18 protein-coding genes and 2 pseudogenes are annotated in these 23,130 nt (G+C 58.8%); 6 read left to right on the forward strand and 14 right to left on the reverse strand.

The genetic code is table 11. The annotated features are described in order from the left end of the window. Window positions 1-34 precede the first annotated feature (34 nt). From ACYZTL_RS02715 to ACYZTL_RS02730, 4 genes are all read left to right on the forward strand, one after another. Window positions 35-1,582 carry an amino acid ABC transporter permease/ATP-binding protein gene (locus ACYZTL_RS02715; protein WP_461950471.1) on the forward strand — a complete coding sequence of 516 codons (1,548 nt, stop codon included), beginning with the start codon at window positions 35-37 and terminating at the stop codon, window positions 1,580-1,582. Between the two features lie 46 nt (window positions 1,583-1,628). Beyond that, a complete protein-coding gene (locus ACYZTL_RS02720; protein ID WP_461950472.1) occupies window positions 1,629-2,417 on the forward strand; it encodes an SDR family oxidoreductase in 789 nt (262 codons plus the stop codon). Between the two features lie 421 nt (window positions 2,418-2,838). Next, entirely contained in the window at window positions 2,839-4,464 is a 1,626-nt protein-coding gene (locus ACYZTL_RS02725) for a methyl-accepting chemotaxis protein (RefSeq protein WP_461950473.1), read from the forward strand. Between the two features lie 163 nt (window positions 4,465-4,627). Then, window positions 4,628-5,449, forward strand: a complete 822-nt coding sequence (locus tag ACYZTL_RS02730) for a DeoR/GlpR family DNA-binding transcription regulator (protein WP_461950474.1) — start codon at window positions 4,628-4,630, stop codon at window positions 5,447-5,449. A 51-nt stretch (window positions 5,450-5,500) separates the two neighbouring features. On the opposite strand, the gene otnI is transcribed toward ACYZTL_RS02730, so the two are convergent. The 9 genes from otnI to ACYZTL_RS02775 form a co-directional block, all read right to left on the reverse strand. Continuing rightward, complete coding sequence (gene otnI / locus ACYZTL_RS02735) at window positions 5,501-6,283, reverse strand: 2-oxo-tetronate isomerase (protein WP_461950475.1); 783 nt, start codon at window positions 6,281-6,283, stop codon at window positions 5,501-5,503. Between the two features lie 284 nt (window positions 6,284-6,567). Beyond that, window positions 6,568-8,028, reverse strand: coding sequence for a GntT/GntP/DsdX family permease (locus ACYZTL_RS02740; RefSeq protein WP_461950476.1), 1,461 nt, complete (start codon window positions 8,026-8,028; stop codon window positions 6,568-6,570). A gap of 191 nt (window positions 8,029-8,219) precedes the next feature. Continuing rightward, the gene (gene otnC, locus ACYZTL_RS02745) at window positions 8,220-8,858 is read right to left on the reverse strand and encodes a 3-oxo-tetronate 4-phosphate decarboxylase (protein ID WP_214383357.1); all 639 of its coding nucleotides are present in this window, start codon (window positions 8,856-8,858) and stop codon (window positions 8,220-8,222) included. Then, entirely contained in the window at window positions 8,855-10,153 is a 1,299-nt protein-coding gene (gene otnK, locus ACYZTL_RS02750) for a 3-oxo-tetronate kinase (protein WP_461950477.1), read from the reverse strand. Before otnK ends, otnC begins: the two co-directional genes overlap by 4 nt. Window positions 10,154-10,163: 10 nt before the next feature. Then, complete coding sequence (ltnD, locus tag ACYZTL_RS02755) at window positions 10,164-11,069, reverse strand: L-threonate dehydrogenase (RefSeq protein WP_461950478.1); 906 nt, start codon at window positions 11,067-11,069, stop codon at window positions 10,164-10,166. Continuing rightward, complete coding sequence (locus ACYZTL_RS02760; protein WP_461950479.1) at window positions 11,062-11,229, reverse strand: hypothetical protein; 168 nt, start codon at window positions 11,227-11,229, stop codon at window positions 11,062-11,064. The genes ltnD and ACYZTL_RS02760 overlap by 8 nt, the downstream gene beginning before the upstream one ends. A 478-nt stretch (window positions 11,230-11,707) precedes the next feature. Further along, entirely contained in the window at window positions 11,708-12,172 is a 465-nt protein-coding gene (locus tag ACYZTL_RS02765) for a MaoC family dehydratase (protein WP_461950480.1), read from the reverse strand. Window positions 12,173-12,193: 21 nt separating this feature from the next. Next, window positions 12,194-12,925: a hypothetical protein gene (locus ACYZTL_RS02770; RefSeq protein ID WP_461950481.1), complete on the reverse strand. Its 732-nt coding sequence runs from the start codon at window positions 12,923-12,925 to the stop codon at window positions 12,194-12,196. A gap of 2 nt (window positions 12,926-12,927) precedes the next feature. Continuing rightward, complete coding sequence (locus ACYZTL_RS02775; RefSeq protein ID WP_461950482.1) at window positions 12,928-14,016, reverse strand: AI-2E family transporter; 1,089 nt, start codon at window positions 14,014-14,016, stop codon at window positions 12,928-12,930. Window positions 14,017-14,217: 201 nt separating this feature from the next. On the opposite strand from ACYZTL_RS02775, the gene ACYZTL_RS02780 reads away from it, so the two are divergent. Both ACYZTL_RS02780 and ACYZTL_RS02785 read left to right on the forward strand, forming a co-directional pair. Beyond that, entirely contained in the window at window positions 14,218-15,372 is a 1,155-nt protein-coding gene (locus ACYZTL_RS02780) for a MalY/PatB family protein (RefSeq protein WP_461950483.1), read from the forward strand. A 60-nt stretch (window positions 15,373-15,432) separates the two neighbouring features. Next, window positions 15,433-15,548: pseudogene (locus ACYZTL_RS02785) on the forward strand (NAD(P)-dependent oxidoreductase); the annotation flags it as partial. A 195-nt stretch (window positions 15,549-15,743) separates the two neighbouring features. Here the strand turns inward: ACYZTL_RS02785 and ACYZTL_RS02790 are convergent. From ACYZTL_RS02790 to ACYZTL_RS02810, 5 genes and pseudogenes are all read right to left on the reverse strand, one after another. Next, a pseudogene (locus tag ACYZTL_RS02790) lies at window positions 15,744-16,100 on the reverse strand (hypothetical protein); the annotation flags it as partial. Window positions 16,101-16,155: 55 nt separating this feature from the next. Beyond that, on the reverse strand, window positions 16,156-18,075 hold the full coding sequence (locus tag ACYZTL_RS02795) for a hybrid sensor histidine kinase/response regulator (protein ID WP_461950484.1): 1,920 nt from the start codon (window positions 18,073-18,075) through the stop codon (window positions 16,156-16,158). An 87-nt stretch (window positions 18,076-18,162) separates the two neighbouring features. Further along, entirely contained in the window at window positions 18,163-19,071 is a 909-nt protein-coding gene (locus ACYZTL_RS02800) for a zeta toxin family protein (RefSeq protein WP_461950485.1), read from the reverse strand. Window positions 19,072-19,199: 128 nt separating this feature from the next. Then, a complete protein-coding gene (locus ACYZTL_RS02805) occupies window positions 19,200-21,479 on the reverse strand; it encodes an ATP-dependent DNA helicase (protein WP_461950486.1) in 2,280 nt (759 codons plus the stop codon). Then, complete coding sequence (locus ACYZTL_RS02810; RefSeq protein ID WP_461950487.1) at window positions 21,476-23,128, reverse strand: VRR-NUC domain-containing protein; 1,653 nt, start codon at window positions 23,126-23,128, stop codon at window positions 21,476-21,478. The genes ACYZTL_RS02805 and ACYZTL_RS02810 overlap by 4 nt, the downstream gene beginning before the upstream one ends. Between the last annotated feature and the right edge of the window lie 2 nt (window positions 23,129-23,130).

The raw sequence follows: 23,130 nt of genomic DNA on the forward strand, positions 1-23,130 counted from the left end.
GCCCCTGCACCGGGGCGGCAGATTGAGGTGCCCTATGCAATTTGATTGGTCGTATTTCTTCTCCCTGTTCTCCCTGCCAGACTTCTGGAATGCCTGCGTCACGGTGGTCCAACTCAGTGCCCTGGCCTGGTTCATCGGCATGCTGCTGGGTTTTGTCCTGGCCACGGCCAAGCTGTCCCAATCGCCCTTGCTGCGCATTCCCGCAGCTGTCTACATTTGGTTCTTCCGCAGCATTCCGTTACTGGTGCTGGTGGTTTTCGTCTACAACTTGCCGCAATTGTTTCCCGGTAGCGGACCGATTCTGTCCAACCCCTTCTACTCTGGCTTGCTGGCCCTGGTGGTCACCGAAGCGGCGTACATGGCGGAAATCCATCGTGGTGGTCTGATCTCTGTAGCCAAGGGCCAGAAGGAAGCCGGGCGTGCGCTGGGTGTCGGCCTGTTCGGCATGCAACGCTTGATCGTAATCCCTCAGGCTTTCCGTATTTCGCTGCCCACTTTGATCAATGAATACATCACTGTGGTCAAGCTGACATCGCTGGTCTCGGTCATCTCCCTGACCGAAATCCTCACGGTCGGCCAACGCCTCTATGCCACTAACTTCCTGGTCATGGAAACCCTGGCTGCGGTAGGCGTCTACTACGTATTGATCGTCACCGTGTTCGGCTATTTCCTGCAGCGCCTGGAGCGTTACCTGGACCTGAACTTCCGCAAGCCGCATACGCTCGACGGGGCCGCCATAGACACGTTCAGGGCCAGCGCCGAAGCGTTGCCCGACAATGCGCGCAAAGCCGCAGGCAGCAACGCGACGCCCATCCTGCAACTGAAGAACATCCAGAAAAGCTATGGCACGCACAAGGTGCTGCTGGGTATCGACCTTAATGTCGAATACGGCCAGGTGGTCTCGATCATCGGGCCATCCGGCTCGGGCAAAACTTCGCTGATCCGCACCGTCAACGGCCTGGAAACCATCGATACCGGCGACATTCTGTTGTTCGGCGAAAAATTCATCGAAGCGTCGGACAAACCCAACAGCTCCCGCCTGCGCAAAGGCGTGCGGCACATCGGCATGGTGTTCCAGAACTTCAACCTATTCCCGCACCGCACCATTCTCGACAACGTCACGCTGGCACCCCGTTACCATGGCCAGCCGGGCGAGCTGAGTGAACATCGTGCTTATGCGCTACTGGACAAGGTCGGCCTGCTGGCCCATGCCCACAAGTACCCGCACCAGCTTTCCGGCGGGCAGCAACAGCGCGTGGCGATCGCCCGGGCCCTGGCGATGGAGCCGCAGATCATGCTGTTCGACGAGCCCACCTCGGCCCTCGACCCGGAACTGGTCAACGACGTGCTGAACGTGATCCGCGACTTGGCCAAGGAAGGCATGACCATGCTGATCGTGACCCACGAAATGGACTTTGCCATGTCGATATCCGACAGGGTCGTGTTCATGGAGAACGGCAATATCCAACTGGATGCTGCACCTGAAACCATACGATGCGATGCCGAAGGAGAAAGAGTGCGGCGCTTTATGGGAATCGGTGCTCGATCGCCAAACCTGTCTGCAACGGTGGATCACGCATGAATCGGCATCCACTTTCTTTGAGCTTCCTTCTTTCAGGAAAACACCCATGAATCTTGGAATTGCAGGACGTTGGGCGCTGGTGTGCGCCGCCAGCAAAGGTCTGGGTAAAGCCTGCGCACAGGCACTCGTCCACGAAGGCGTGAACGTGGTGATCACCGCACGAGGCGAACACACGCTGAATGACACAGCCCGTCAGCTCAGAGCGATAAATCCCGAAGTGACTGTCATCGCCGTAGCCGGAGACATTTCGACGCCCGAGGGTCGGGCGACAGCCCTCATGGCCCATGAGCATTTCGATATTTTGATCAACAATGCCGGAGGCCCTCCTCCCGGGGATTTCCGCGAATGGAATCGCGACGCCTGGCTCAAGGCGCTGGATGCCAACATGCTGACCCCTATCGAGTTGATCAAGGCAACGGTAGACGGTATGGCGGCACGCGGATTTGGCCGAATCATCAACATCACCTCGAGTGCCGTGAAGTCCCCTATCGAAAGCCTGGGCCTGTCCAATGGCGCGCGCAGTGGTCTGACGGGGTTTATCGCAGGGCTTGCCCGGCAAGAAAACATTGCCAGTCGTAATGTGACGATCAACAACCTGCAACCAGGCTCATTCGACACCGATCGACTGCGTGACAACCTGATCGCTGCTGCCGAAGAGTTGGGGCAAGACAGTGAGGTATTCCTTGGCGAATGCCGTAGCGAAATTCCTGCTAAACGCTTCGGCTCACCCGAGGAGTTCGGTGCTCTTTGTGCCTTCGTTTGCAGCAGCCATGCGGGCTACCTGACCGGGCAGAACTTGTTGATTGATGGAGGGGCCATTCGCTCCAGCCAATAGTGACGGCAGGCACAATGGGAGCGGATGGCATAGATGCTTTCGCCCCGCACCTCTCAAGAACGGGCCCTTCAAATCAGTCGCTGTACCCTGTCCAACCGCAGGGTCATCGCCTCTTCTCGGCCGTGGCCCAAGACCGATCACCAAGCAGCACACACTGTTCAATGCCTTCACTGGCTGCATGACATTTCAAGGTTGATGCTGTAACACAACTGTCGCAAATGACCGGGATTGCCAGTCTTTCCGCGTCGACTCCGATAGCGTGCCCGTCAGGTAGTTATCAAACGTCGCAAAATCATAAATTCTCGCCGGTCACACGATGTTTTTCTCCTGAGTCTCAGCACATGATGCCAATGTGCCTTCATTGCAACTGACGCTGCCCCCTCGATCACCCATCGATTAGCTGACTCAGGAACTACGGACTATGGAAAGTTGGAAAATCAGGACTCACCTGCTTGTGCTCACCAGCACGTTGCTGCTGGGTTTGTTGTGTGTCGGCGGGCTTGGACTGTTGGGAATGCAATCCGCTGTACACAGTCTGGAGACCGTGTATCTCGATCGAGTCGTGCCGCTACGGGACTTGAAAAAAATTGCTGACCTGTACGCCGTGGACATCGTCGATGCCACCCACAAGGCACGCAATGGCAACTTCACCAACGCTGAATCATTGACCCGGATAGAGCAAGCGCAGAGGGAAATCGATCACACGTGGCAAGCGTTCAAATCGACTCAACTGATCCCCGCAGAAACCCGTTTAATCGCGCAAATCGACCCGCTGATGGAAGCCACTCACGGGCCAATGCAAAACTTGCAGGGCATGCTGCGCCAGAACGACGCCGCCGGTCTCGCACGTTTCGCGACAGATCACTTGTATCAACTGATCGATCCCTTGTCAGCCAAGTTTTCCGAGTTGATCGAGGTTCAACTGGTAGAGGCCAAGAACCAGTTCGAGCAGAACCAGATCGCCTATACCTCCAGTCTCCGGTTCAGCCTGTTGATTCTGGCATTGGCGCTAATCGCGGGCGCGGCCTACACGTTCTTCCTCTCCCGACTGTTGAGCCGCCAGCTCGGTGCCGAACCGGCAGAACTTGCCGCCATCAGTTCGAACATCGCCCAGGGGAAACTGGCCGCTACACAGTTTGATCAGCAACAGCAGGCGACGGGGGTGCTGCACTCCGTCCAGGCGATGCGCCACAGCCTGAGCGATATGATCGGCAAGATCAGCCAGGCCTCCGAGCAGATCGAAGGTGCCACGCTGCAATTGTCTGCGTCCTCCGAACAAGGATTGAGCAGCGCCGCCATGCAAAGCGAGACAGCCTCCTCCATGGCGGCCACAGTCGAAGAGCTTTCCGTAAGCATCACTCACATCGCCGACAACGCTCGACAGGCCCAGAGCACCGCGCAGAAAGCAGGCGAAATCACCAGCGAAGGCATGTCGGTCATGCAGGCATCCATTGAGGAAATGGGCCAGATTGCCGATCTGGTGACACAAAGCGCCTCGGACATCGATCAACTGGCGATTCAGTCTAACGACATCAGTTTGATTGTCGGTGTGATTCGGGGCATCGCCGATCAGACCAATCTCCTTGCCCTCAATGCCGCCATCGAAGCGGCACGCGCGGGTGAGCAAGGTCGCGGCTTCGCCGTGGTCGCCGATGAAGTGCGCAGCCTCGCCGCCCGCACAGCCCAATCCACCACGGAAATCGTTGCCTTGGTCAATGCCATACAAAGCGGCATGGTCAAAGCCAAAGACAGCATGGCCGCTGGCTGTGAGCGCGTGACCCATGGTCAGAAACTGGTCGAAAGCGCGGGCCTTTCAATGGGCAGGATCAAGGGTGCACTGGACGAATCCCTTGCGGCCGTCAGTTTCATTTCGTTGTCGCTCCAGGAACAACGCGCCGCCAGTGAACAGGTCGCCTGCAACGTCGAAAGAGTGGCGCAAAGTGTAGAAGAGAACGCCACAGCCCAAGGCGGGATCGTGCGCACAACCCAGGAACTCAAGGTAATGTCCGACGGACTGGGCGTTATTCTGCAGCGGTTCAGTTTCTAGCCCCCGACGCTATCGTTGAGCTGCCCTCGCTTTGGCGAATCGGCTCAACCACCTGCTGACTGAGCAGGGTCCGTCACATCGTCGCGCTACTGATCCAGCCGCAGATTCGCTACTATGTTTGTCCGTTTCCTTTACCGTCAGCTTTCCTCACTTTGGAGCCCGAATGCCTAGTCAAAAGGACATCGCCACCGAAAACGGCGCACCGATGATCCCTGAACAGCGCCGTGAATTGATGCTGCGACAGTTGCGCAAGCATCAGGTGCTGAGCGTTCATCAATTGATGGAAATGTTCGACTGTTCGCACATGACCATTCGCCGCGACATCGCGTTGCTGGAGCAGGAAGGTCGTGCTTACTCGGTAACGGGTGGGGTGCGGATCGCTAGCCAGCTCCATAGTGAGCCCAGCCATCAATTCAAGGCGGTGGTCGAATTGCCACAGAAGCAGGCCATGGCCAGGATCGCCGCCCGGTTACTGCATGCCGATATGACGATTTACCTGGATGCGGGAACCAGCACACTGGAAATCGTCCCCCACATCAAGGCGCTTTCCGGTATGACCGTGGTGACTAACGACTTCGGTATTGTGCAGGCACTGATTGACGCACCCCATGTCACGGTGATTCATACCGGCGGACAGCTGGATCACTCGAATCAATCGTGCGTGGGCAGCCTGGCGGTTGCCACTTTGCGTCAAGTCGTCACCGATATCGCCTTCATATCGACCAGTTCCTGGGATTTGCGTCGCGGCCTGACCACGCCTTCGGCGCTGAAGGTGGAGGTCAAACAAGCCGCGATGCAATCGGCCTCGCAAGCGGTGCTGGTGGCCAGCAGTTCGAAATACGGCACTTTCAGTATGTACAGGATCGCCGGGCTCGAGCAGTTCGACATCATCCTCAGCGATGACGCGTTGGCCCCTGCCGCGGCCGATGGTATCCGCAAGCAGGGTGTCGAGCTGTTGCTGCCGTCGGACAATATTTCGGCTTGAAACAACGGGCTCTCAGATCCGGCAGAGCCCGTCTCCCCTCCTGTGCTGCGCCTAGCGCGCCTTCCAGTCCCGCAACCACTGCAAGCCGGCAGACGTGTCGCCTCGCGGCCGGTACTCACACCCTACCCAACCGTCATAACCCAACTGGTCGATCAGCTCGAACAGATAGGGATAGTTGACTTCTCCCAGGTCCGGTTCATGCCGGTCTGGCACGCCGGCGATCTGGATATGGCCGATTCCGTCGAAGTCCCGACGCAGTTTAGTGGCCAGGTCACCTTCGACGATTTGGCAGTGGTAGCAGTCGAACTGAACCTTCAGGTTACTGGCGCCCACTTCCTTGCAGATGGCCTGGGCCTGATCCTGCCGGTTGAGAAAAAAGCCCGGCATGTCCCGTGTATTGATCGGCTCGAGCAATACGGTGACGCCTACCTTGGCCGCCTGTGCGGTGGCGTAGGCAAGGTTCTCCAGGTAAACACCGTGATGCCGTACCCGGTCATCCTCGGAGGGCAGCAGGCCGGCCATGACATGGATGCGTGAATTGCCCAGCACGTCGGCGTATTCCAGTGCGCGATCAAAACCGCTACGAAATTCACTCTCCCGACCGGGCAACGACACTATGCCCCGCTCGCCCGCTGCCCAATCACCGGGCGGCGCATTGAACAGTGCCTGTACCAGGCCGTTGTCACTCAAGCGTTGCTTGAGTTCCTGAGCGCTGTAGTCGTAGGGAAACAGATACTCCACCGCTTCGAAACCATCGGCAGCCGCGGCGGCGAAACGATCCAGAAACTGATGCTCCGGGTAGAGCATGCTTAGATTGGCAGCAAAACGAGGCATGGTAGCTCCTATAGATGGCGTTATTGCAGGTGCACGGATTGCTGTAATGCCAGTCAGTTAAGGAAATTGTAGGAGCGCGCTTGCTCCGGGCGGCGTTCCGACGATGGACTTCAGGACGACGCGTGTATCCAGAGAATACGCGTTATCGTTGGCGTCCATCGCGAGCAAGCTCGCTCCTACAAGAGTCAGCTTTCGCTTAACTGATCGGCATTACGGCTTGCCGGCGATGGCGTCCTTGAGATCGCCATCGCCAGCAAGCTCGACTCCTACAGGTCGACAGTTCGTTAGACAAAGGGCCAGATCAACAGGGTAATACAAAAACCCAGGGTACCGAGCAAAGTGGTCAATACCGTCCAGGTGCGCAAGCCGTCGGCCACATTCAGCCCGGCCAGTTTGGTGAAAATCCAGTAACCGGCATCATTGATATGGGACATGGCCAACCCGCCACCACCCATGGCCAGGCACAGCAGGGCCATGTGGTTCGGGGTGAGACTGAGGGTCGCAATCAGCGGACTGATGATGCCGGCAGTGGTCACCAGCGCCACCGTGGTCGAGCCCTGCACCGCGCGCAACAGCATGGTCAGCAGAAAGCCCAGCGCCAGCACCGGCAGACCGGTGGTGCGCAACATATCGGAGACCACGGCACCGATTCCGGTATCCACCAGCACCTTGCCGAACACACCGCCGGCACCGGCAATCAGAATCACCATAGCCACACCAGGCAAGGCCGAACCGATCACATCGGACACCTGAGTGCGGCTCCAGCCCCGACGCGAACCCAGCAACCAGGCACACAGCAAGGTGTCGATCAACAACGCCACCAGCGGAGCGCCCAGCACGGTCATGATGCCGCGCAGGGTCGATTCAGCAGGCAGCAATGAGGTGGACAGTGTTCCCAACAGAATCAGAATGATGGGTAGCAGGATCAGGCTGACGATCAGACCAAAGCCCGGCGCTGGTGCCGGCGGCAATTTGGAAACGATGCTGCTGGTGGACTCTTCCAGACCCATGTGCGACACGGCCACAGCCGCCCGTTCAGAGCTCTTGTCGTTGCCATTGGACCAGGCGGCCAGATCTTCGTTGGTGACATGCGGGCCATAGACCTCGGCACGAATATCGTCGGTCATCGGGAACACCCGACGGGTCATGCGCCCGGCCACGCGGTAACCGACATAGCAAAGGAACGCGGTCATCGGCAGCCCGAACATCAACACGCGGCCCAGATCGGCGCCCAATTGGCTGGCAGCGGCGACTGCGCCCGGGTGTGGCGGCAGAAAGGCGTGTACGGTCAACAAAGCCGCGCACATCGGCAGCGCGAACACCAACAGCGGCTTACGCGCACTGCGGGCAACGCCATAGGCCAGCGGCATGAGGATGATCACACCGACCTCGAAGAACACTGGCACCCCGACCATGAAGCCGGCAATCGTCAACGCCAGGGGAGTACGCCGGTTGCCGAAACGGGAAATCAGTGTCTTGGCCAACGCCTCGGCACCACCGGAGAGTTCGATGATCCGCCCGATCATCGCGCCCAAGGCAATGATGATCGCGATATGGCCCAGGGTCTTGCCCATGCCTCCTTCGATGGTAGCGACCAGATCGGCCGGTTTTACCCCGGCCACCAGCGCCACCAGAATGCTCACCAGCATCAAGGCAACGAAGGGCTGGAACTTGTACTTGAGCACCAGAAACAACAACAGAGCGATCCCTAGCCCCGCGGTAACCAACAGGAGTAACGGGCTCATATCGAAAGCCCTCCACGCCGGGACAACGAATGGGTACTTCTAATAATGTTGCAGTGAGAGTGAGTCATACTTTGATGTCCTCTTGTTATTGTATTTTTCAGGCAAGCCGGGGTCGTTGGGAGTCGCTGCGCGTCTCCCGAACAAGGCCTGCGTTCTCGATCTATCGTGTTCTGTCGTGCTGAACCAGCGCTCTACCAGTGCGCGCCAAAGGTCTCTCGCAGCTCGTCCAGCGCTGCCTGATCAAGCGGTTCGGGCTTGGGATTGCTCATCAGCCACAGCCGCGCGGTTTCCTCGAGTTCTTCCAGGGCGTAGCTGGCCCTGGATACCGAACTCTCCCAGACCACCGGGCCCAGCCGTTCGAGCATTACGCCGCGAACGCTGTTGGCCAGTTGGGCGACCTGCTCGGCGACCTTCGGCGAGCCGGGGCGCTGATAGCCAATCAACGGGATATGCCCGACTTTCATGACCTGATACGGCGTCAGTGGAGGCAGAATATCGTCCGCCTGCCAGACACCGGCCAGTGTCAACGCCACCAGATGGGTGGAGTGGGTATGTACCACGCCGCCGACGCTCGGGTTGCGGTCGTAGACCTGGCGATGCAGCGCCAGGGTCTTTGAAGGTTTGTCACCGGACACCCATTCCCCGGCCAGATTGACCTTGGCGATGGTCGCCGGATCGAGGCGCCCGAGGCAGACGTCAGTCGGGGTGATCAACCAGCCGTCGTCCAGGCGCGCGCTGATATTGCCAGCGCTGCCGACGGTGTAACCGCGCTGGTAAAGGCTGCGGCCCACCTCACAGATTTCTTCGCGCAGAGCGTTTTCGTTACTCACTGCGCGCCTCCGGCCTGGGCAAGTTGATTCAAGGCCTTGGTGAAGAAGTCCCGGCCACCGAAGTTGCCCGACTTGAGTGCCAGCGCCAAAGGCTCGTCAGTACTGCTGACGGTCGCCGGCACACCCGGATCGATCTGCGCGCCGATCTGCAGCAGTTGTACGCCCAGCGCCTGAACCACAGCGCCCGACGTTTCACCGCCGGCGATCACGAAGCGGCGCACACCGCTCTGACGCAGACCTTGTGCAATTTCGCCAAGGGCGTTTTCCACCAGGCTGCCCGCTCGCTCCACACCCAGTTGCTGTTGCACCAACTTGACCTCTTCCGGCGAGCTGGTGGCGTAGATCAATACGGTTTGTTCGTTATCACGGGCGAAGGTCAAGGCTTGCGCCACCACCGGTTCACCAGCAGCCAAGGCCAACGGATCAATCCGCAAGGCCGGCCGACCGGCTTCTAGCCAGGCTGCCACTTGCCCATTGGTGGCGATCGAAGCACTACCGGCCAACACCACTTCTCCACCGGACACTGCCGGGAGTTTCGAGGCATCGAGGTCGCGCAACTTGCCGGCGCAACGGAAATTCTCCGGCAAGCCCAAGGCCAGCCCCGAACCACCCGTCAACAATGGAAGATCGGCGCAAGCGGCACCAAGGGTATACAGATCGCTGTCAGACAAGGCATCGGCGATTGCCATGCCGACACCTTGAGCCTTCAACTCTGCGATTCGCGCACGTACCGGCTCGATACCGCGGGCAATGGTGTCGTAGCGCAACAGGCCGACATTCATGCGGGTCTGCGATTGAAGCACCCGAACCAGATTGGCATCGTCCATCGGCGTCAGCGGGTGATGTTGCATACCCGACTCGCTGAGCAACTGATCCTGCACAAACAAGTGGCCGCGAAAGATCGTCCGGCCATTCTCCGGGAATGCCGGGCAGGCCAGGGTGAAGTCGCTACCCAGTGCGGCCAGCAGTGCTTCGCTGACCTGGCCGATATTGCCGGCCGCGGTGGAGTCGAACGTCGAGCAATACTTGAAGAAGATCTGCTCGCAGCCTTGTTCGCGCAACCATTCCAGCGCAGCGAGAGACTGTTCGACCGCTTCGGCGACCGGCGTGGTACGCGACTTCAGGGCAATGACGATCGCATCGGCGTCAAGCCCGGCAGCAACTTCCGAGCTCGGGATACCGATGCTTTGCACGGTACGCATACCGCCGCGCACCAGCATGTTGGCAAGGTCCGTGGCACCCGTGAAATCGTCGGCGATGCAGCCCAACAGAGGGCGTGCGGTGGAGGTAGTCATGACGTGTTCCTCAAACAGACTCAGGCTTGGCCGTCGGCAATTCGATGCCCGGGAAAATCTTGATCACTGCCGAGTCGTCCTCACGACCGAAGCCGGCACTGGAAGCCTGCATGAACATCTGGTGAGCGGTGGCCGACAGCGGCAGCGGGAATTTGCTGGCCCGGGCGGTATCCAGCACCAGACCCAGGTCCTTGACGAAAATATCCACCGCGGACAACGGCGTGTAGTCAGCCTTTAGAATGTGCGGTACGCGGTTTTCGAACATCCAGGAATTACCGGCGCTATGGGTAATCACCTCATACAGCGCATCGGCATCGACCCCTTCACGCAGGCCCAGCGCCATGGCTTCGGCAGAGGCGGCAATATGTACCCCGGCGAGCAGTTGGTTGATGATTTTGACCTTCGAACCCAGGCCATGGACGTCACCCAGGCGATAAACCTTGCCAGCCATGCCAGCCAGGATCGACTCAGCCTTGGCATAGGCGTCGGCCGGGCCCGAGGTCATCATGGTCATCTCGCCAGCGGCAGCTTTGGCGGCCCCCCCGGAAATCGGTGCATCCAGATACAGCAGACCCATTGTGGCCAGGCGCTGGCCCAGCTCCACGGCATAGGTCGGGGCCACGGTGGCGCAGCCGATCACCAGGCTGCCCGGCCGTAGCGAGGCCACGGCACCACCCTCACCAAACAATACGGTCTCGGTCTGCTCGGCGTTGACCACGACGGTAATGATCACGTCACACTCAGCGGCCATGTGCGATGGCGAAGGGCAAGCCACACCGCCCTCCCCGGCGAACTGTTCTGTTACGGCAGCGCGCACATCACAGGCATGCACATTGAAACCGCTGCGCAGCAACGAGCGGGCAATGCCCAGCCCCATCGCGCCCAGACCGACAACACCTACATTCTTGTTATTCATGGCGTACTCCAGAGGAAAGCTGCGACTGCTTCCACGCCTGTAAGGCGCGGACGGCGGGCGCGTTGTAGATAGGGGCGCGACAGGCAGGATCAGCGCCGAGCGGATAAACCAGCTGAGGGGCGCTGTCGTTCAGCACGTGAGTCGGGATCTCATCGAACATCAGGGCAGTCCTGCTTTTGTCTTGTTATCAAGTTGTCATGCCGGCTGCACAGATCATCCACCAATGAGCGGATTATGTGAAGTATTTTTTCGATATAACATTTTTTAACACTCCGACCAATCACAGCATTCAAATGTCGTTGGTCTCCGGCTACCTGATCCATGCCTGGGGCTGGCGCGAAATGTTCAGGTCGAAGGCGCTCCGGCGGTGCTCCGCGCTTTTGTCTGATGGCGTCCGGCCCGGGAGAAATCCAGGCAGGTCATGTGTCTGGAATACTTATAGACCGTGCGCCGCCCCCCAAAACCTGAAACAGGGGCCAGCCAAAATGCTGTAGGAGCGAGCTTGCTCGCGATGGTCTTTAACGAAAACGCGTGCTTACTGGCTAAACGAGGCGCTCTTGAGTCCATCGTCGGAACGCCGCCCGGAGCAAGCTCGCTCCTACAATTTCCTTAACTGACTGGCATTAGGGCCAGCCACTTCAATCCTCTGGCGGCTTTCTGAACACCAGCAACTTCCCGGTCGCACGCTGCACCACCTTGTCATTCTGATTCAGCGTTTCCATGAACAGCGTCACCACGCCCCGATCCGGTTTGGAGGCAGACGGTTCGATCGCCTGCACAGTGCTGAACAGGCGCAACACGTCATCTGGATAGGTCGGCGTTGGCCAACTCAGCTCGATGTTCAGGCCAATGATGCCGTCCGCCAAGGGCACGCTGGCCACCAGCAGCTTCATGGTCAGGGCCGCAGTGTTCCAACCGCTGGCAGCCAGGCCGCCGAACAGACTCAACTTGGCCTCTTCGGCGTTCAGGTGAAAGGGTTGCGGGTCATATTCGCGAGCAAACGCCAGCATCGCTTCCTGGTGGACGCGAACAGGGTCGCTTTCAAATTCCTGACCCAGGCTCAGGTCATCGAGATAGAGTTTTTCCCAGGAATGCAGGGTCATGATTCATTCCTCCGCAGTGCATTACGAGTAGCCGATGTCACTGAGGTCGATGGCCACCAGCAAGGCATCCTTGTCTGCCTGACCGTCGGCCTTGCGTCGATAGGCGCGCCGCTTGCCGGGCATGCGCAAGCCATCGGCTTCAACATAGCCATGAACGTACTGGGCGGCAGGCAGGCCACCGCTGACGTCCACGTTGTAGTCGTGTCGACGCAGCAAAAAGTCTTCACCGAAATAGAAATCCTGCACGGCGCAGTGAGTGGCGACGTGCTCGGGAAAGGTCACCCGCAATCGCCGCCAGCGCTGAGGGCCCTCTTGCCAGGGCTCGACTTCCTCGGTCACGACACCCGGCCAGGAGAACAGGAAAGGCATGGTCAGGTAGGACCAGAGTGCGTAGCCATTGAAGTACGCGCGGTGCAGGGGATCCCAAGGGCTGTTTTCCCCATGGTCGCGAAAGGACGCTCTGGGTGCTGATCGCTCGGCAATCACCTTGCCGGCGGTATTTTCGATGGCGATTCGATCCGGGGTGTAAGCGGTGAATTGATCGGCGCCACCAAAGGGCGTCACCGAGGCTCGCTGTTCATGCAGCCAGACGGTCATCTCGCGTGGTGCGCTGTCCTGGGTCAGCCCTTTCATTGCCCAAAGTGAGCCACCGGTCACGATGGTGGCGCGTACCTGGCTGAAGCTGTTCCAGCGTTCCAGACCGCCGTGGGCGGTCAGTACCTGATTCAGCAGTTCATGACGCTGCGCATTCATGGTTACGGCCCTCCTCCCTCCGGCGGCCGATCCTGGACCCATTGCCAGAATAATTGATACCCGACCGCCAGTATTACCGGGCCGATGAACAGTCCTATGATGCCACTGGTGACCATGCCGCCGAGTGCGCCGATCAGCACCACCGGCATCGGCACATCGACCCCGCGCCCCAACAGAAGCGGTTTGAGCACGTTGTCCACCAGGCCGGCAACAAAAACGTAAATGGCGAACACGATCGTCCCGGTGCTGGGGCCTTGGGTGGCAAACACAAAGACAATCACCGGCAGCGTGATCAACGTCACCGGCAATTGCATGATGCCGAGCAACAGCACCGCCAGCGCAAGCAGGCCAGCGCCGGGAATGCCCATGAAGACAAAACCGAGCCCCACCAGCAGCATCTGGATAAACGCAATGCCCACCACGCCCAGCGCCACCGCACGGATCGTGGCGGTGCAGAGTGCTGCGATTTTCGGCCCCTTGGCCGGATCGCTGACGCGCGATGCGATCTGTACTGCGCTGCGGCTGCCACTCTCGCCGTAGGCCATGAAGATACCGGCAATGATCAAGGCGAAAATGAAGATCAGGAACCCCATGCCGACGCCGGCCAGCTTGCCCAACAGGGTCAGGCTGACGAATTTGATCTGCGGGATGTACTTGGCGGTCAATTCGGGAAGATTGGTTGATGCCTGCAGCCACAATTCCGACAGCGGCCGGCCCACCAATGGCCAGCTGGCGACTGACTCGGCGGGCGGTGGAATCTGAAAGTTGCCGCCCTTGACCATTTCCACCGCGCGCTCGACCGAGTCGGCAATCGAGGTGCCCAGCAAGTAGATCGGCACCATCAGGATGAAGATGGCGACCAGGATAATCAGCGTCGCGATACGCCCCTCTTTTTGTCCCAACGGCCCTTTCAGCCGCTCTTGCAGCGGGTAAAGGGTGATCGCCAGGATCAGCGACCACAGCATCAGGTCGCGGAACGGACTGAAAATCTGGAAGCAGAAGAGCACCAGAACGGTGATCAGTCCCGCCCGGATCAAGACATCGAGCAGCGTGCGTGTGAGCATTTTCTCGGAGAACGACGTGGGTTCCATGAAGGCCTTCCTGATCTCTGCAACGTTACGGGATCGGTTAGCCCAGCATAGACGTCAGGGAGGTTTTTGCGCTCCCTTCCCTATCCGCCGCCTTCGGCATACAGAAAATCGTCAATGGCCCTTCACCACACAAGCTCGCTCCCACATGGGCTTGGCGCTTATCATGTCTGCCGAATTAATCCCGGCCTTTATGAGATGAGCATGACTTTCGATTTTGATCAGGTGTTCGACCGCCACAACACCGGCAGTACCAAGTGGAGCCGCTACCCGGCCGAGGTATTGCCGATGTGGGTCGCCGACATGGACTTCGCCGCGCCGCCGGTGATCATCCAGGCCCTGCAAAAACGTCTGGAACACCCGTTGCTCGGCTACAGCGTGGCTCAGGATGACTTGCGCCACGCCATCGTTGCCGATCTGTGGAACAAGTACGCCTGGCGCATCGAGCCGCAGGAACTGATTTTTCTGCCGGGTGTGGAATCGGGTTTCAACATGGCCCTGAACGCCTTGGTGCAACCGCAACAGAACGTCGTGGTCCAGGTTCCCAACTACCCGCCGCTGCGGCATGCCCCCGTCCATTGGGGCCTGAACAAGGTTGAACTGAATTTCGACACGCTGGCTGACGGCACCTACGCCACGCCACTCGACGCCTTGCGCCAGTCGCTGGCCGGTGGCGGTGCGTTGCTGCTGAGCAATCCGCACAACCCGTTGGGCAAGGCGTTCCCACGGGACGAACTGCAAGCGGTGGCCGACATCTGCCTGGAACAGGACGCCTGGATCATCTCTGACGAGATCCACGCCGAACTGTGCTTCGACGGGCGCAAACACATTCCCACCGCGTCGTTGAGCCCGGAAATCGCCCAGCGCACCATCACGCTGATGTCGGCAAGCAAGGCCTACAACATCGCCGGTCTGAAGACCTCGTTCATGATCATCCAGGACCGGGCTTTGCGTGAACGGGTCAACCACGCCCGTTGCGGCATGGTCGACAGCGTCAATCCGCTGGGCATGGAGGCGACACGCGTCGCCTATACCGAAGCCGGGCCGTGGCTGACCGAGCTGTTGTGCTACCTGCAAGGTAACCGCGATTACCTGGTTGATGCGGTTCGCACCCGGCTGCCGGGCGTCACCATGAATGTTCCCCAGAGCACTTATCTGGCCTGGCTCGATTGCTCGGCGCTGGGTCTGGACAATCCGCAGCAGTTCTTCCTTGAACAGGCCAAAGTCGGATTGAGTGCAGGTCTGGATTTCGGCGATGCCCATAAACAGTTCGTGCGCCTGAACTTCGGCTGCCCGCGTGCGTTGCTGGAGGAAGGCATCGCGCGGATGGAACGCAGTTTGCTCAATCTCAAGGCCTGACCCAACCTTAGCAACACCACAAATCCAACTGTGGGAGCGGGGTCCACCCTTTGACTCTTCTTTGGTGGGAAAACACTACTGGGACGGCCGGGACAACCGGTCGAAGTGGCGCCGATTTATGTGCTGCTGGCATCGGTCAGCGCTACGGGATTACCGGCGGCAAGCCGATGCTTTGAATGAGCAGCCTGTGGCGAGCGAGCTTGCTCGCGCTGGGCTGCGTAGCGGCCCTAAAAATCTGACAGCCATTGCCGATTTTTGTGAGTGCTACGCACTCAAGCGGGAGCAAGCTCCCTCGCCACAGGTTTCTCTGATTCAAGACTCTCTTAAGTGAACAACATTACATTAAACGCCGGGCCTTTTGCTTTTCACGATTATCCGCCGGGGTTTGTGACCTGAATGAAAACCGCGTAACTGCCCAGCAGCACCCAGAACGTGGCGAAAATCCAGGGTGTACGCACCGAGAACAACAGCGACTTGCGGTAGCCCTTGTGGGACGACTCCATCTCGCTGAACAGCGGTGACTCGTCGTAGGCGAGTCCCATCAAGGGTTCACTGCGCAGCAATTCACTTTGTTTGAAGTGCCAGTGATCGATGATGTCATACGCCGCGCGAATGCCAGGCCAGGCGTTGAGCGAGCTGAGCAGCCCCAACAACGCCAGAAACGGCGGCACCACCAGGGTGAAGAGTTTGCGCCACTCGGGATTGAGGTTGGCCATGCACGATGCGAACCTGCGCGGTTTCAAAAAGAACCCAGGCACCGAGACCGGACAATGAATACGCCGGTCATTTCATGGTCGAGGCAATGATTTCCACCAGATTGAGTTGAGTAAAGGGCTTGGACAGACGCGGGAGTCGGGTCGCAAAGCCTTCCAGCCGCTCGGCGTAACCCGTGGCGAGGATGATCGGCAGGTCCGGTTTGAGGGTTCGGATCGCCTGCGCCAGTTGTGCGCCGTTCATTTGCGGCATGGCCATGTCGGTGATGACCAGATCAATGGCCTTTTCGCTGTCGAACACTTTCAGCGCATGAGCCCCGGAGGGTGCACTGATCACCCGATGCCCCAAATCTTCGAGCAACAGACAGGTACTGGTCAGCACAAGGCTGTCGTCATCCACCACCAGCACGCACAGACGCGACACCGGCGGCGCAGCTTCCTCCTGGTCAGGCCTGGTAACCGAGCCCTGCGTGGCAACGGGGATCCACAGTTCGGCCGTGGTTCCCTTGTCCTTCTGGCTCTTGAGAATGAATCGTCCACCCAATTGTTCAATGAAGCCATGAACCATCGACAGCCCGAGCCCCGTACCTTTGCCGACGCCCTTGGTGGTAAAGAACGGGTCCATCGCCACGGCCAGTGTCTCGTCATCCATGCCCTCCCCCGAATCGGTGATGCTCAGGCAGACATAACGGCCCGGCATCGAGGTGAGCGACGTGTGATCGCCGGCTTCTTCAGATCTTGCGCTGATCAGGATTTTCCCGCCGTGGGGCATGGCGTCACGGGCGTTAGTCACCAGGTTCAGGACCGCCAGTTCGAGCTGGTTGACGTCGGCCAGAACCGGTTCGACTTCTTGCGGAAAATGGGTTTCGAGTACCACGGAAGGCCCGAGGGAACTGCGTAACAGGCCGGTAATACCTTCTACCAATGTTGGAATCTTGACGGACTCGGTCTTCAGTTCCTGACGTCTCGCAAACGCCAGCATGCGTTGGGTCAGCGAAACCCCGCGCAAGGCGCCCTGAGTGGCGTTGTCCAGCAAGCGCGTGATTTTCGAATCATCCCCCACGCGCTTGCGAACGATTTCCAGATTACCAAGGATCACTGTCAGCAGATTATTGAAGTCATGGGCAATGCCCCCGCTGAGTTGCCCGATGGCCTGCATTTTTTGCGCCTGAAAGAGCGCCTCCCGGGTTTGCTCAAGGGCCTGTTGAGCGTGGGTCGCTTCGGTGATATCCCGGGTGATCTTGGCGAAACCGAGCAATGTGCCGGTGTCGCCCCAAATCGGGTCGACGACGACATGCGCCAGGAACCGTGTACCGTCCTTGCGCAGTCGCCAACCCTTGTTTTCAAACCGTCCCTCACGCACGGCAATGGTCAACGTGCGTTGCGGTTCGCCGGCTTCGCGATCCTCCGGGGTGTAGAACATCGAAAAATGCTGGCCGATCACTTCTTCCGGCAAGTAACCCTTGATGCGCTGGGCACCAGGATTCCAGTTGGTCAGTCGTCCATCAGGGTCGAGCATGTAGATGGCGTAGTCCGTGACGCTTTGAACCAATAGCCGGAATTGCTGCTCGCTTTGCTTGAGGACTTCTTCGGCCATCTTGCGGTCGGTCAGGTCCCGGGGGATTTTGGCAAATCCCAGCAACTTGCCCGTCGGATCGAGGATCGGATCGATCACCACGTGGCACCAGAAATGCGTACCGTCCTTGCGAACCCGCCAGCCTTCCCCCTCGAACCGCCCCTCGCGAATCGCCGTATCCAGCGCCCGTTGGGGCAAACCCTTGAGACGATCCTCTTCCGTGTAGAAACGCGAGAAGTGCTGACCGAGAATTTCGGCTTCCTCATACCCTTTAAAGCGCTTGGCACCGGCATTCCAGCTAGTGATGATGCCGTCGGGATCAATCATGTAGATCGCGTAGTCAATCACCGCATCGATCAACAGGCGAAAACGCCCGTCCTCGATGGTGCTGGCTTTGGTTCGATCTTCGCTCATTGAGCCCTCACGTCAGGAATGCTTTTTGAGGAGTATGCGACAAACCGGGATTTTGGAAAGCCGAAAAGCAGCACTGGGCGTAAAGCGTTATCGGTACACGTATTTGACGATGTAGCCATACAGGTCGTTGTAGACAAAGTCAGGGACATCCTTGGCATGGCCCTGTGTTTTATGCAGCGCAACGTGACATTCCTTTACGACCTGGTCGCGTTCGCGAATCGCGAAGACTTGATTGTCGATGATGTTGGAGTAGTCGCTGAACGCAAATTCCTTTTTGGTTGTCGTTGTGGTGACCGCCCCTCCGGCAGCCTTTGTGTAGGTGCTCTGAGCGACCAGGACTCGCTCTTGCAGCGCGTCGAATCCGCGCTCGTACAAGCAGGTTTGCCCACCGCTGATCGCCTTCGCAGCTGTATCAAAAGCAAGAATGATCGCTTGCGCGTAACCCATGCTGGTCTCCAGCTTCGATGCCGGGAGGAACCTTTCCATTTCTTTGGTTTCCAGACTTTTCAGTGCTCTTTTGATGCTCGACACATGAGCGAACTCTTGAGTGCAACCTACAATGTGGTTCTCGAATTGATAGCCTTGGGCTGTTGCCCCCGATGGAAAAGTCGCGAAATCGATGCTGTCGAACGCGCACTCCATGATGATGTTGTATTTGGCGACGAATGCGTTCACGAAGATCTTCGTGCTGAGTTCCCGAACAAACGCGTCCGTATGCTCGTAGGCATGCAGAACGCCAAGTTTGATCATCTCCTCATATTGAGGGTGTTTTTTCCGGTATTCGGGAAGGTACAAACGAACATAGTTGTCGTAGCGCTTTGACGGTATGAGGGTCTTTTCCAGCAGATACGTTTTGCCCGAGGACTGTAGCCCGGCAACCACCAGCATTTTTGGCGTGTCCTCGGCAGTGATGCCCTTGAACAGCGTCGCTATTATTTCATCGAATGCATCCGTAACCTGGTCGGAGGTGTACGTGTATTTCGGTGCTTCTGACATACCTTGATTTCCTTATCAAAGACGGGTTTGAAAGTGATGACTTGCCCTATCAATAAAGCGGTGATTCGTCGTTTGTTCAAACGGCCGTAGTTTTCAAGGTATGTCGATGTTTTTTAAGGTAAAAAATCCTACTCGACAGAGAGCGAAATCGGCGGAGCAACCGACCACCAGCGCGGAAACAGCTGCCTGACCTTGCTGTCGCCAAACCGGTCATCGATCAGCATCACCACCCCTTGATCCTGTTGGGTACGGATCACGCGTCCCGCCGCCTGAACCACTTTCTGCACGCCAGGAAACAGGTAGGTGTAGTCATAACCGGCACCGAAAATCGCTGACATCCGATGTTTCAACTGTTCATTGACGGGGTTGAGTTGCGCCAGTCCGAGGGTGGCGATAAATGCGCCGATCAACCGGGCTCCGGGCAAGTCGATGCCCTCGCCAAACGCCCCGCCCAGCACCGCGAAGCCGATGCCCTCGCTGTGCGCGGTGAACTGATCGAGAAAGTCCTGACGCTGTCCTTCCCCCATGCCTCGGGTTTGCGACCACAGATTGATGTGTGGATGTGTCTCGGCCAGCAACTGCGCCACTTGCTGCAAGTAATCGAAGCTGCTGAAAAACGCCAGGTAGTTGCCGGGTCGCTGGCTGAACTGCCTGGCAATCAGCTCGACAATCGGCGCCAGAGAAGATTGCCGATGCACAAACCGGGTGGAAATCTGGCTGACGACATGGACCTTCAACTGGTCAGCGTGAAACGGCGATTCGACGTCGATCCAGACCGTGTTCGCGGGTGTCCCGAGCAGGTCGGCATAGTAATGCCGGGGGCTCAACGTCGCGGAAAACAGCACCGTGCTGCGTGCCGCCGTCAGGCGCGGGCGGATGAAACCGGCGGGCACCACGTTACGCAGGCACAGTTGCGACAGGTTGCGTTTGCGGTCGAGGTCGCGCTTGCTGATGTCGAACAGGAACTGCTCATCGAAGAATTCGGCTACCCGGCAGAATTGCAGCATGTCGAAATAGAAACTCTGTAAGGCGCTGTCCAGGCCTTGAGGATGATCGTTGAGGTAATCGCCGATGCTCGCGCTGCATGACGACAATGCCTGGAGCAATTTCTCCGGGGGTTTGTCGTACGCCTGGTACGGCGCGAGTTGCAGGTTATGCAGGGCGTTCCACTCACGATTGACCCGCTGCAAGGCTTTCTTCAACGGTTCGGGAGCGGTTTTGCGCACACCGTTGAGGGTCGACTGGTCAAGGCTGGCGCTGTACATCTGCCGTCCGCGTTCCACCAGATTGTGGGCTTCGTCCACCAGTACCGCGACTTTCCAGTTGTTGGCCTGGGCCAGCCCGAACAGCAGCGCGCTGAAATCGAAATAGTAGTTGTAGTCAGCGACCACCACGTCGGCCCAACGGGCCATTTCCTGGCTCAAGTAATAAGGGCAGACGTTGTGCTTCAGGGCCACCTCGCGCAAGGCGTTCTGATTCAACAGTGACAGCTCACTGGCGGCCTGGCGCGCGGCCGGCAACCGATCATAGAAACCCTGGGCCAACGGGCAGGATTCGCCATGGCAGGCCTTGTCCGGATGCTCGCAGGCCTTGTCCCGGGCGATCATTTCCAGGACACGCAACGGTGGCGTAATGGCGCTGTCGAGAATGACCTGCGCCGCATCGAGCGCCAGTTTGCGTCCGGGGGTTTTCGCCGTGAGGAAAAACACCTTGTCCAGCTGCTGCGGCGCCAGGGCCTTGAGCATCGGAAACAGCGTGCCGACGGTCTTGCCGATGCCGGTCGGCGCCTGGGCCATCAGGCAACGGCCGGTGCTGACGGCCTTGAACACGGATTCGGCCAGATGCCGTTGCCCCGGACGAAAGTCAGCATGGGGAAACGCCAGTTGCTGCGCCGCGCCGTTGCGTGCTTCGCGATGGGCCATTTCCTGTTCGGCCCAGCGCAGGAACAGCTTGCAATGGTGTTCGAAGAACACCTTCAGCTCTTCAGCGTTGAAGGCCTCGACCAGACAGGTTTCCTTTTCGCTGACGATGTCGAAGTACACCAGCGCCAGGTTGATCTGCGCCAGCTCCAGTTTCTGGCACATCAACCAGCCGTAGACCTTGGCCTGCGCCCAGTGCAGTTGACGATGGTTGGCTGGTTGCTTGTTCAGGTCGCCGCGGTAGGTTTTGACTTCTTCCAGGCAGTTTTGCGCCGGGTCGTAGCCGTCCGCCCTGCCCTTGACCTTCAACGTTTGATACTGGCCTTCAAGCGTGACTTCGCTCTGATAACCGTCGCTACGCCGGGACGCCACCGTCCGGTGGCCGACGATACCCTCCAGCGCAGTCGGCGATGGCGTGAAGCGCAGGTCGAGGTCGCCGACCTTGGCGGTGAACTCACACAACGCCCGCACCGCGATGCTGTAGCTCAAGCGCTTTGCTCCGCCCATTGCACGTAACAGACGGCAACGGGCATCTGGTGTTCATGACAGAACTCGAGCCAGCGCAACTGGTTGTCTTGCAGGCGATCGCCAGGGCCTTTGACTTCGATCATGCGGTAGGTCTTGTGCTGCGGCCAGAACTGGATCAGGTCCGGCATGCCGGCGCGGTTGGCCTTGATGTCCAGCAGCAAACGGTTGAACCAGTGTTTGAGGTGCTCGGCCGGCAGGCAATCAAGCGCCTGATCGAGCAATTCTTCGTTCAACGCGCCCCAGAACACGAAGGGCGATTGCACGCCCCACTTGGCGGCATAGCGCTCCCGGATCGTCTGGAGGTAACGTCCGTCATCGAGCTCGGCGATACAGGCCTGGAACAGATCGGCCCGCCGTGCATGGAAGTCTTCATTGAGCAGGTCCACCGGCCCACGCTGGAACGGGTGGAAAAACGCCCCCGGCAAGGGCGCGAAGATCGCCGGCCAGCACAGCAACCCGAACAGCGAGTTGATCAGGCTGTTTTCGACGTAATGCACCGGTGCCGAATCCTCCGCCAGATGCGCCTGTACGTAAAACTCCACCGACAACTCCGGGTCGGTTCTGGGCAGTCGCAGGTCCAGGCGTAGCATTTCCCTTGGGGACGAACGTTTTGTTGGCGGCCCGCCGAGCTTGCGCCGCAGCCTGGGCAACACACGCAAAAGCTGCTGTTGTTCGGCAGGGCTTTCCGGCGATTGGCCAGCAACCGTGGCCAGGTCCATAGCCAGTTGATACTCGCCGCAGCGCTCCAGCACACGAATCAACCGCGACCTCGCACCGGGCCAGGCACAGTCGCGGTAGATGCTCAGCGCATTGGCGAAATCCGCCATGCGCTCGCAGTGCTGAGCGATCTGGAACAACAGCTTGCCGCGCCGTTTCTGCAACCAGGGATTGGTCAGTGTCAGCCCGTTGATCTGTTCGACAATGTGCGCCACCGCCGCTCCGGCCTCGAATTGCTGCAGGCATTCGTGAAGGAAGAGACAGGCATCCACGTCCTCGCGACTGCGCAAGCCTCGGGATTCGGCGCAGAACTCAACTTTTTCGTAGGTGAAGATGCCGAGGTCGGCCAGCACGAACTCCGACCAGTCCTGATAGAGATTGCCGAAGAACATCAGGCGCAGACGATCACACAGGCCCATGATGGTCAGGCTGAACAACCGGTCCTCCAGTGGTGCGCACCAATGGGTAAAGCTGAAAGCTTCGGGAAACTGCTCTCTCAGGGTCGGGAGCCAGTCGGTCTTTTTGCCTTTGGGCTGTTCGATGGCGGTGCCGAAGCACTGCACAATTTCCGCCTTGAGCAACACGTCGAATAACGTTTCGAGTGGCAGCGGCGCCTGCTCATCGATCCAGCCCAGTTCCAGCAATGGCCCGGCGGCGCTGGCGATGTCGCCAATCTCGAGGTAATGCAGTTTGCTCGCCCGAAAGTGAATCCCCCTGCGCATCACCATCCGTACCAGCAACGCGCTGGATTCCCGGGGCAACCGGTTGAAATCACGGATGAAGGCATGCTCCTCGACACTCAGCACATTGGTATAGCGATGTTCAAGCCAATCAAGCACTTGCATGAAGTTGTTCAAGTAATAGAACGGATCGTCGAGAGGGTTTGTGGTCACGG

The sequence above is a fragment of the Pseudomonas sp. LB3P81 genome, from assembly GCF_054897965.1.

Coding starts and splice junctions, on each gene's coding strand:
- ACYZTL_RS02715 (WP_461950471.1), top strand. CDS start 35: ATGCAATTTGATTGGTCGTATTTCTTCTCCCTGTTCTCCCTGCCAGAC.
- ACYZTL_RS02720 (WP_461950472.1), top strand. CDS start 1,629: ATGAATCTTGGAATTGCAGGACGTTGGGCGCTGGTGTGCGCCGCCAGC.
- ACYZTL_RS02725 (WP_461950473.1), top strand. CDS start 2,839: ATGGAAAGTTGGAAAATCAGGACTCACCTGCTTGTGCTCACCAGCACG.
- ACYZTL_RS02730 (WP_461950474.1), top strand. CDS start 4,628: ATGCCTAGTCAAAAGGACATCGCCACCGAAAACGGCGCACCGATGATC.
- otnI (WP_461950475.1), bottom strand. CDS start 6,283: ATGCCTCGTTTTGCTGCCAATCTAAGCATGCTCTACCCGGAGCATCAG.
- ACYZTL_RS02740 (WP_461950476.1), bottom strand. CDS start 8,028: ATGAGCCCGTTACTCCTGTTGGTTACCGCGGGGCTAGGGATCGCTCTG.
- otnK (WP_461950477.1), bottom strand. CDS start 10,153: ATGACTACCTCCACCGCACGCCCTCTGTTGGGCTGCATCGCCGACGAT.
- ltnD (WP_461950478.1), bottom strand. CDS start 11,069: ATGAATAACAAGAATGTAGGTGTTGTCGGTCTGGGCGCGATGGGGCTG.
- ACYZTL_RS02760 (WP_461950479.1), bottom strand. CDS start 11,229: ATGTTCGATGAGATCCCGACTCACGTGCTGAACGACAGCGCCCCTCAG.
- ACYZTL_RS02765 (WP_461950480.1), bottom strand. CDS start 12,172: ATGACCCTGCATTCCTGGGAAAAACTCTATCTCGATGACCTGAGCCTG.
- ACYZTL_RS02770 (WP_461950481.1), bottom strand. CDS start 12,925: ATGAATGCGCAGCGTCATGAACTGCTGAATCAGGTACTGACCGCCCAC.
- ACYZTL_RS02775 (WP_461950482.1), bottom strand. CDS start 14,016: ATGGAACCCACGTCGTTCTCCGAGAAAATGCTCACACGCACGCTGCTC.
- ACYZTL_RS02780 (WP_461950483.1), top strand. CDS start 14,218: ATGACTTTCGATTTTGATCAGGTGTTCGACCGCCACAACACCGGCAGT.
- ACYZTL_RS02795 (WP_461950484.1), bottom strand. CDS start 18,075: ATGAGCGAAGATCGAACCAAAGCCAGCACCATCGAGGACGGGCGTTTT.
- ACYZTL_RS02800 (WP_461950485.1), bottom strand. CDS start 19,071: ATGTCAGAAGCACCGAAATACACGTACACCTCCGACCAGGTTACGGAT.